The sequence below is a fragment of the Candidatus Binatia bacterium genome, from assembly GCA_036504975.1.
Classification (GTDB): domain Bacteria; phylum Desulfobacterota; class Binatia; order UBA9968; family UBA9968; genus JAJPJQ01.
Genome location: DASXUF010000133.1, coordinates 1 through 9,287 on the forward strand (window position 1 = coordinate 1; position 9,287 = coordinate 9,287).

The window sequence follows — 9,287 nt, forward strand, 5'->3', positions numbered from 1 at the left end:
ACGGAATCATGAAGAAACAAAAAATCATCGGGAGCTCGATTCCCAGAGCGGGAAGCGTGGAAAAGGTCACGGGGAGGGCGGTGTACGCGGTCGATGTGACTTTGCCAGGGATGTTGTGGGGCAAAGTGCTGCGCAGCCCGATCGCCTACGGCCGCATCAAACGGATCGATATCAGCAAGGCAATGGCGATTCCGGGAGTCAAGGCGGTGCTTACCGGCCGAGATGTTGCCGGGATCAAGATCGGCAGGCAGATCTACGATATGCCCGTGCTGGCGGACGGCGTGGTGCGTTTCGCGGGCGAGAAGGTGGCCGCAGTGGCGGCCGATACGGAAGAGACGGCTGACCATGCATTGGGTCAAATCGACGTCGAGTACGAGGAGTTTTCAGCCTTGCTCGACCCCGTCGAGGCCTTGGCTTCTTCGGCGCCTCTGCTTCACCCGGAAGTTTTGAATTATAAGGGGCTGCCGGGCAAGCTCGCGGCGCCCAGCAACGCCTTCGTCCAGTTGTCTTGGACAAAGGGAAACATCGAAGAAGGCTTTCGCCGAGCCGATTTCGTTATTGAGAATACGTTTCAAACCCAAGTGGTGCACCAGGCGTACATCGAGCCGCACTCGTGCGTGGTGAAGTCCAATGAGTCCGGTGGCGGCGAGATCTGGGCTTGCAGCAAGGTGCCGTTTGCGCTGCGGGATCAGTTGGCCACCGCCTTCGGCATCGATGCGGGAAAATTCTTGGTCCACCCCTGCAATATCGGCGGGGATTTTGGCGGCAAAGGCGACTTCATGGACGTTCCCCTTGCGTACGTTCTTTCCCTTAAAAGCGGCGCGCCCGTAAAAATGGTGATGGATTATGAAGCCGAGTTCATAGCGGGAAATCCTCGCCATGCCTCGCTGGTCAAGGTCAAGTCCGGCGTGTCCAAGGATGGACGCATCCTCGCGCACCGGATGGAATTCGTCTTTGATAGCGGCGCCTACGGCGCGTTTAAACCCATCGGCTATCTCTTCGGCGCCCACGAAGCGGCGGGTCCTTATAGAATGGAAAACGTGCTGATCGAGGAGAAGATCGTCTACACGAACAAGGTGCCGTGCGGTCACATGAGGGCTCCCGGAGATCCGCAGGGAGTCTTTGCCAACGAATCACAGATGGACTTGTTAGCGAGAGAAGTGGGGATGGATCCCGCGCGGTTCCGAAAAATGAATCTGATGCAGGACGGTGACGTGTCGCCCGTGGGCAGAAAAATTTTCCACATTAGAGCGAGCGAGACCTTCGGCAGGTTGCTAAAAGAGGCAAAATTTTACAGCCCCAAGAAACGCAATGTCGGGCGCGGGCTGGCGATCATCCAATGGCTAGCGCTTGGAGGCGAGTGTTCCGTTTTTATCCGCATCGATGACAAGGGAGGAGTGATCCTTTCCACCGCGATGCTGGATCAGGGGGCCGGCGCCGGCACGGTGCTCCGGCAGATTGTCGCCGAGGAACTCGAGGTCCCTTGGCAAAACATAGCGCTTGAGACTCTGGACACCGCAGGAGCGCCTGTCGATACGGGGGTTGGAGCGAGCCGATCGACAAGGACGTACGGCAATGCCTGTTACGAGGCGGTCATCAACGCAAAACAAGAGCTGCTCAGGGCGGCCGCGGATTGTCTGGGCGCGGACCACGGCGGCTTGAAAGTATCGCGGGGAAATATTTCCACGAACAAAAAGCGAAAAGTGTCTTACGCTGAAATCGTAACGGCCAAAGGCGCGCCGATCGTGGTCGAAGGGCGGTATAAAAATCAGGAGATTCCGCCCCAAGCGTCGATTTGCGCCCAGATGGCCGAAGTAGAGGTAGATCCCGAGAGTGGTGCAATAAAGCTAAACAGGTTTTTCTCGGCGCACAGCACCGGTAAAGTTCTCAATCCCCTTCTGCACGACGGCCAGATCGACGGAGGCGTGGTCATGGGGATGGGTTACGCTTTGACCGAAGAGATGCTCTTTGCCGACGGGAAAGTGACTACGGCCCATTTTGGCGATTACAAGATACCAACCGTCCGCGATATCCCGAGGCTCACCAAGATCGTGTTGGAAACCCCGGTGGGAAGCGGGCCGTACAACAGCATGAGCATCGGCGAGACGCCGATTATCACGGTCGCACCGGCGATCGCCAACGCCGTCCATGACGCCGTGGGCGTAAGAATTAAATCCCTCCCGCTGACGGCGGAAAAAGTCCTGGCGGGTCTAAATAATAAAGGAAAGCGTCGTTGAGCTAGAACGAGCGATAGCTCGTCGGCTGCGCCATGGGATTCGCCGCTTGGTCGTAGTGGGACGGCATGCCGTGCCACTACGTCTTTGCCATCAAGCCGCGACGCACTTCATGTCGGAGACCGAACCGACCTTGACGTCCAATCTCTCCCACCTGTCGCCGCCGTCCGCACTGGCGTAAATCTCGCCGCCTCTCATTGCGGCAAAGACGCGATTGGGGTCGCTGGGATCGAGGGCGATCGCCTCGGGGAAGTCTTTCCCGGCGGCGGAGATATTGCCCTCTAATTTCTGCCAGCTCTTGCCGCCGTCTTTGGTCCTGATCAGCATCGACTCTGCGCCGGTCTGCCGCTTTCGCCACTGGCCGGGCTGGCCGTTGGCGAGCGCGGAGTAAAGCACCGCGGGGTTTTTCGGGTGCATGACGAGAGGAACGGAATATTCAAAGGGAAAATCCATCGCAGTCGGCGCCCAGCTCTCGCCGCCGTCCCGGCTCGTGTAGAGCGCCCGGCCCGGCGCATTGCCCAGTCTAAAGTCGTGCCCGCCGGTCGCGATAAAAAGAGCGTTCGTATTCTCAGGATCAATCACGATCGTGTGCACGTCCGCGTCCACGTTCTTGTTCAAAAGCTTCCAGCTTTTGCCGCCGTCGGTGCTCTTGAGCATGTAGCCCACCTGCAACGCGGCGTAGATGGTCTTGGAGTTCTTCGGGTCGATGGTGATGTCCCTGACGTGAGGCTCTACCGTCGAGACCGGATAATCGACCGTGGCTACGTAAGGAACGCTCCAGACGGATTCCAACCGCTCCCAGCTCTTGGCGCCGTCGCGGCTGACGAAAATATCGATCGGCTCGGTGCCGGCATAGACCGTATTCGAATCGTTAGGGTCGATGGTGACGCAGCGAACCTTACCCGGCCCGCGCTTGCCGTAGCAGGGCTTTTTCCAGCTCTTGCCGGAATCTTCGCTGACCCAGACTCCGTCGCCGCGCGTCCCGGCATAGACGACGTTCGGCTGCGACGGGGACACCGCCACCTCCTGAACGTCCCAATCTTCCAGCGACTGTTGCTCGATCTTCCAGTTGCCGTTGCCTTTGACGGCAAAGACGCCTTGCGCGGTGGACAAATAAAGTGTGGCTGCCATAAAGTTCCTCCTCGGTGGGGTTTTGTGGTTCACTCAAATCACTAGCACACCCTCATCGATTCTGACAAGAGCGGCCGTCCTTCCAGCCGAGTTTGTAATCGTGCGCTAAAAATACTGGATTCCCGCCTGCGCGGGAATGACTCGGGGGTTGACATGCGGGCCGTTCAAGGGCAAACAGATCGACATGGCGCGAATACGAGCCTCTTCGTTGGTGATCGTACTCCTGTATTCCTATACGGTCGCTGGAGCGCAGGAAAAGAAGCTCCAGCCGCTGAACGTTTCCTACTCGTCGATTTCCGGCACCCGCATTCCTCTCTGGACCGCCAAGGAACTGCGGCTGTTTGAAAAGTACGGACTGGATGCCGCGCCGATCCACATCGCGTCCGGATCGGCTACCTACAGCGCGCTCATCGCCGGGGACGTCCGGATCGTCTCCGACACGGCTTCGGCGGCGGTGGCCGCGGCGGCGCGCGTGCCGATCGCCATATTCGGCGGCACCGGCCCCATCGCCTACAAGCTCATCGCCCATCCTTCGATCGCTTCCATCGACGGTCTCAAGGGAAAAATCGTCGGCAGCAGTTTTGTTGGCGCGGGCTCCGACTTTTTGCTGCGCCGCCTGCTTCTCAAGCTCGGGCTGACGCCGGGGAAAGACGTTCAGATCATCCCCACCGGCATCGGCAGGTCGGATTTGCGCATCCAACTCATCTTTCAGGGGAAGATCGACGCGACTCTCGGAAGCGCGGACAACATCACGCGGCTGGAAATCCGAGGACAGAAGGTCACGATTCTCGGCGATCTGGCGGACTGGGGCGTGGTCACGACCGGTGGCGATTTCGCCTCGACCAGACAATTTCTAAAGGAAAACCGTTCCCAGGCGAAAGCGTTTCTCATGGCCATCAGCGAAGCGACGGCGCTGGCGAGAAAGAACAAGGAGGTTACTTTCAAGGTGCTGCGCGCAGCCATGCGCATCGAAGATCCCCTGATCCTGGAGTCGATGCACAAAAACTACGTCCTGGGAACCATCCCGGCAAAACCCTATCCGATCGAGGCCGCGATCCAGACCGCGATCGATGAAGTGAGCCTCAGCAATCCGCAGCTAAAAGGCCGACGGCCTGAAGAGTTCCTGGATATGTCTATCCTGAAGGAGATCGAAGCCGAAGGTTTTTTCGAGCGCCTCTATCGCTGACGGCAATCGATCGTAGGAGAAAAAAATGAAGAAATGCATTTTTCATCTCGCTTTGCTGGCGGGTTTGCTCTCGTTTCCGGTGCCGGCAAAGGCGGCGCAGGACTCCACGCCGAAATATGGCGGGAAACTCACTGTGGGCTTGGAAAAAGACGCGTCGACTTTGAATCCCTTCGTCCGCATGCAGTCCACGGATCTCGATATCCGCACGCACGTTTACGAGGCGCTTCTCGACACCGACCTAAAGGGAAATATCGTCGCGGCGCTCGCCGAATCGTGGCAGGTATCGAAAGACGGCTTGAATTATATCTTCAAGCTGCGCCAGGGCGTCAAATTCCATAACGGCCAGACGATGACGGCGGAAGACGTCAAATGGGCCGCCGATTACGCGATGAATCCGAAAGTGGGCGCAACGGGCGGAACTCAACTCGACGTGGTGCAGAGCGTGGACGTGGTGGATCCGAAAACGATTCGCTTCACGCTCAAAGCGCCGCTCGCTTCGTTTCTCTCGCGCATGGCGACACTGCGTCCCTTTCCCGTCGTTCCAAAAGGTTCGGTTGCGGAGGCAGCGGAAACTCTGACGATATTTCCGCCCGGCACCGGACCGTTCGCCTTTAAAGAGTGGAAGACGGGCCGCGAGCTGGTCTTGGTCCGCTTCAAGGAGTACTGGCAAAAGGGGATTCCTTATCTCGATGAAGTCGTCTTCAAGCCCGTCGAAGATCCGGCCGTGCGCTTCGCATCCTTGCGCGCCGGCGACGTGGATTTCATCGAGCGGACGCCCTACCCATTTGTAAAAAAAGTGGAGACAGGGGAGGTTCGTAACGTGAAGTTCACCGCGGCGCGGGCTTCGGGATTCGACCGCATGGTTTTCAACGTCGTCGAGCCGCCCTTCGATAACCTCAAGCTCAGGCTTGCGTTTCTCCATGCCATCGACAAGAAGGAGTATCTTCGCGGCGCCTACTGGGGCTACGGCGAACCGGTCGATCAGCGCGCGTATTCCGGCAGCCGGTGGTTTGTAAAACTCCCGCGCCAGGAGCGGGACATTGCGAAAGTGAAAGCGCTCTTAAAAGAGGCCGGCGTGTCGGAAAATACCGAGTTCGAGGTTCTCGGACGGAAAGGCGTTGAAGAAACTTACCAGGTTTTGCAGAACCAGCTCGCGACGGCGGGGATCAAAGTGAAATTTGCCGTCCTCGAAGGCGGAGCCTACAGCCAGCGAACGAGGCGAGGGGAATTTCAAATCGTCATACTCGGCGGCTCGGTCGCGGACGATCCCCACGAGGTTTATGCGCCCGAATACGCGTGCGACGAAGAGGCGGTGAAGGCGAAAAAGAGACGGCTCAACTATCCCGGCTACTGTAATAAAGAAGTGGACAGACTCCTGGAAGAGGCCGGAAAAATCTCGGACTACAAGAGGCGCTTTGAGCTTTACTCGAAGGCGGTTCGCATCATTCACGAGGAAGTCCCGGTGGTTCCCCTGGCGTTCATCCCGCGGTTCTTCACTTATGGGGAGAAGGTCAAGGGTTTCACGACGGACGCCGTCGGGCGATTCTCGACCACGACGTTCGGCATCTCTCATCTATGGGTCGATAAGTAACCCGGCTGACGGAAGGGGATTTTCGCAATGGGCAAGCGTGTCTGTATGTCGGAGCTGGAGAGCAATAACAGCAATGAACGAACAAAAATCGTTCGGAAGGTGCCTCAATGAGCGAGCGTGATTATGCCGATTTGGTCCACACGGGCAGGGAGACCCTGGCCGGGCGCTACCTCAGGAGATTCTGGCAGCCTGTCTATCGGGCCGAAGATCTCAAGTCCGGACGGGCGATGCCGATACGCATCATGAGCGAGGATTTCACGCTTTACCGGGGCGAGAGCGGCGCCGCCCATATCGTAGCGTCTCGCTGCGCCCATCGAGGAACGCAACTATCCGCAGGGTGGGTGGAGGACGACTGTATCCGCTGTTTTTATCACGGCTGGAAGTACGATGGATCGGGCCAATGCGTGGAGCAGCCGGGCGAAGAAGAGTCTTTCGCCGCCAAGGTGCGCATTCAGAGTTGCCCGACGCGGGAATATCTGGGGCTGATCTTCGCTTATTTCGGCGCGGGTGAGCCGCCGCCGCTCCCGCGCTATCCGGAGTTCGAGCGGCCGGGAACGATCGATGCCTACCCGCCTGAATATTGGCCGTGCAACTATTTTAACCGCATCGACAATGCCTGCGACGCGGCTCATCTGACCTTCGCCCATCGGGAATCACGGCGTGCGATACAAAGCGTGCGAGAGCTGCCGCAAATATCCGCCGAGGAAACCGACTACGGCGTCGTAACCAGCATGACCCCGCCGGGAAAACCGACTATGACTTTGCATTTCCACATGCCCAACATCAACTGCTTTTTTCAGGCCGAGCTGAAGCTCCGCGATCCGCTGAACCCGTCGGCCAAAGGGCAAGTGGGCCGCCTGCTGTTTCGCGTTCCCGTCGACGATGAGCGCTGCGTGAGTTTTCCGCTCGACCACGTGCCGCTGACGGGTAAAGCCGGTGAAGAGTATCTCGAACGGCGTCGCGGCGTGGAACGGGCGCAACTCGCGACCGGGAGAGATCCGGTCGAGCTGGGCGAAAACGTCCTGAACGGAAAGCTGCGGATCGAGGACGTCACGAAGAAGGATCCCGCCAACCTCAAAACGCTTACCAGCGTCGAAGATTACGTGGCGCAGGTGGGCCAGGGAACCATGGTCAACCATGCCGGCGAGCGACTGGGCAGGATGGATGCCGGTATTCTGCTCGTCAGGAAACTCTGGCAACGAGAGCTGCAAGCTATGGCGGAGGGGAAGCCGATGAAGACGTGGCAACGGACGGCGGAGTTGAACACTCCGCCGGAAATATAAAGGGCGGGGCGATGGTATCACGAGTCGGCTACATTGGTTTGGGCAACATGGGAAAACCGATAGCGGCCAACCTCGTCAAGGCCGGTTTTGACGTCATGGTTTACGACTTGCGGGAAACTCCGATGAATGAGCTCGCGCAAGCGGGCGCGAAGGTCGCCCGTTCCGCGCGTGAAGTCGGAGCGCACGGCGAGGTCGTGGGACTTTCCGTCGTCGATGACGCCCAGGTCGAAGAGGCGGTCCTCGGCCGGGATGGAGTTTTGGCGGGAGCCAAGCCCGGTTCCATCATCACTCTGCACAGCACCATCCATCCGAAGACGGTCAAGAAGGTCGGCGCCGCATGCCGGGAGCAGGGCGTGCACGTGCTGGACGCGCAGGTCAGCGGCGGTCAGCGCGGGGCGAAGGGGGGTAAGCTCACTTTTATGGTCGGCGGCGATAAAGAACTTTTTGAAAAATGCCGCCCGGTGTTCGCGGCCTCCGGCACGAACATTTTTTACATGGGCGGCCTCGGAACCGGCGCCGCTACCAAGCTCGCCCAACAGGTGATCGTTTGCATCAACCGCCTTTCGGCCTATGAAGGCATGAAGCTGGCCGAAAAAGCGGGCGTAGATCTAAAAGCGCTCCAAGCGGTCGTGCATACGACCGGAGCGCAGAGCCGAATCGTCGACGGCTGGCTGCAGAAATACAGCCGGATCACGGACACCGACAGCACCAGCGCTCAGGGCTTGGCCCATCTTTTCTGGAAAGGGCTCTGCCCCGCGCTCGAGCTGGGGCACGAACTCGGCCTCTCGATGCCCGCCACGGCGCTCGTCCAGCAGCTCTTCAGCCGGATCCTCGGGCTCGAAGAAGAGAAATAATCGACGCCGTAAAAACCAATCTCATCCTGACGTTCGCTCAGGGGTGTCCTATTAGGCGGGTTGTAAACTCTTCTGCGCCTCGTGAAGCGCGTCCAGTCTTAAAACCATCTCGGCGGTAAAAGAGGGAGAGATCCTGCCGGCCTTTTTTTGTTCTTCTACAATCAGATCGATGCCGTCGCGCGGCAGCGAGAGATCGAGAGAGATCCGGTCTTGCCAGGCTTCGAAAAGCTTATCGAAAGAATGCTGTTCGCGCTCGCTGGTTAAGAATCCGGCGTCGATGACGATCTTCTTGAACCGGTCTTTATTCCTCAAGTCCAATACGAATCGGCAGCCGCGTATCATGCCTTTTAAAAAGCCTTTGAGGAGATCCGGGTTTTCGCGGCAAAACACTTCGTTGGCGGCGGTGACGCGGTCATGGCGGGAAGCATAGAGCTCTCTCAGGTCAGCCAGCACGGGATATCCGTCAGCGACCATCCGGTCGACTTCTCCCCCGACGGTCGCGAGAAAGGCGGGACCATATTTCCCGTCCGTAAATGCCTGTGCGACGCCTGCAAGGTCGTGCATGGCGCCCCCTGAATAGACAAACGGCACGTCTCTATCCGGCTCGAGTCCGCTGTCTTTGAGCAATTGCCGCATCATGACGTCGGTTGCTCCGCCGCGGTGATTCATATCCACGCTCTTGCCCCGCAGATCCTGAATGCTTTGAAGTCCCTTCTGCCCGATCAATATGAAGGCGTGGTTTTTCCGCCGCGCCGCTACGATGCACACCGGTTTTTGCTGGTTTTTCGCCTCGAGGATGAAAGTGGTGCGCGGGTCGATGCCTATGTCGACGACGCCCTCGGCCAGCAGGTCGGCTTGCCCCGCTTCGCGGTCGAGGAGCTCGCTCGATTCCTCGTCGAACGTGATGAGCTCCACATCGGTCAATCCCTCTTCGGCGAAAAAGCCCGCTTCCATGGCGAGCAGGGCGATGCCGACGTGATTCCATTCGTTATGCGCCGCGCCCAATCT

The 9,287-nt window shown here is 58.6% G+C and carries 7 protein-coding genes; 5 read left to right on the forward strand and 2 right to left on the reverse strand.

Annotated elements, in window-relative coordinates:
• Positions 1–2,237, forward strand: a 2,237-nt coding sequence (locus VGL70_17195) for a xanthine dehydrogenase family protein molybdopterin-binding subunit (protein HEY3305262.1), incomplete at its 5' end; no start/stop codon positions are given.
• Between the two features lie 90 nt (positions 2,238–2,327).
• Here the strand turns inward: VGL70_17195 and VGL70_17200 are convergent.
• Entirely contained in the window at positions 2,328–3,365 is a 1,038-nt protein-coding gene (locus VGL70_17200; protein HEY3305263.1) for a hypothetical protein, read from the reverse strand.
• A gap of 184 nt (positions 3,366–3,549) precedes the next feature.
• Between VGL70_17200 and VGL70_17205 the strand changes: the two genes are divergently transcribed.
• The 4 genes from VGL70_17205 to VGL70_17220 all read left to right on the forward strand — a co-directional run bounded on the left by VGL70_17205 (position 3,550) and on the right by VGL70_17220 (position 8,279).
• Complete coding sequence (locus VGL70_17205) at positions 3,550–4,551, forward strand: ABC transporter substrate-binding protein (protein HEY3305264.1); 1,002 nt, start codon at positions 3,550–3,552, stop codon at positions 4,549–4,551.
• 25 nt (positions 4,552–4,576) lie between these two features.
• Complete coding sequence (locus tag VGL70_17210; protein ID HEY3305265.1) at positions 4,577–6,142, forward strand: ABC transporter substrate-binding protein; 1,566 nt, start codon at positions 4,577–4,579, stop codon at positions 6,140–6,142.
• 107 nt (positions 6,143–6,249) lie between these two features.
• Entirely contained in the window at positions 6,250–7,425 is a 1,176-nt protein-coding gene (locus VGL70_17215; GenBank protein HEY3305266.1) for a Rieske 2Fe-2S domain-containing protein, read from the forward strand.
• Positions 7,426–7,436: 11 nt separating this feature from the next.
• Positions 7,437–8,279, forward strand: a complete 843-nt coding sequence (locus VGL70_17220; GenBank protein ID HEY3305267.1) for an NAD(P)-dependent oxidoreductase — start codon at positions 7,437–7,439, stop codon at positions 8,277–8,279.
• Positions 8,280–8,330: 51 nt separating this feature from the next.
• Here VGL70_17220 and VGL70_17225 read toward each other — a convergent pair.
• A partial coding sequence (locus VGL70_17225; protein ID HEY3305268.1) for an ABC transporter substrate-binding protein occupies positions 8,331–9,287 on the reverse strand: 957 nt, incomplete at its 5' end.

Coding starts and splice junctions, on each gene's coding strand:
- VGL70_17210 (HEY3305265.1), top strand. CDS start 4,577: ATGAAGAAATGCATTTTTCATCTCGCTTTGCTGGCGGGTTTGCTCTCG.
- VGL70_17200 (HEY3305263.1), bottom strand. CDS start 3,365: ATGGCAGCCACACTTTATTTGTCCACCGCGCAAGGCGTCTTTGCCGTC.
- VGL70_17220 (HEY3305267.1), top strand. CDS start 7,437: ATGGTATCACGAGTCGGCTACATTGGTTTGGGCAACATGGGAAAACCG.
- VGL70_17205 (HEY3305264.1), top strand. CDS start 3,550: ATGGCGCGAATACGAGCCTCTTCGTTGGTGATCGTACTCCTGTATTCC.
- VGL70_17215 (HEY3305266.1), top strand. CDS start 6,250: ATGAGCGAGCGTGATTATGCCGATTTGGTCCACACGGGCAGGGAGACC.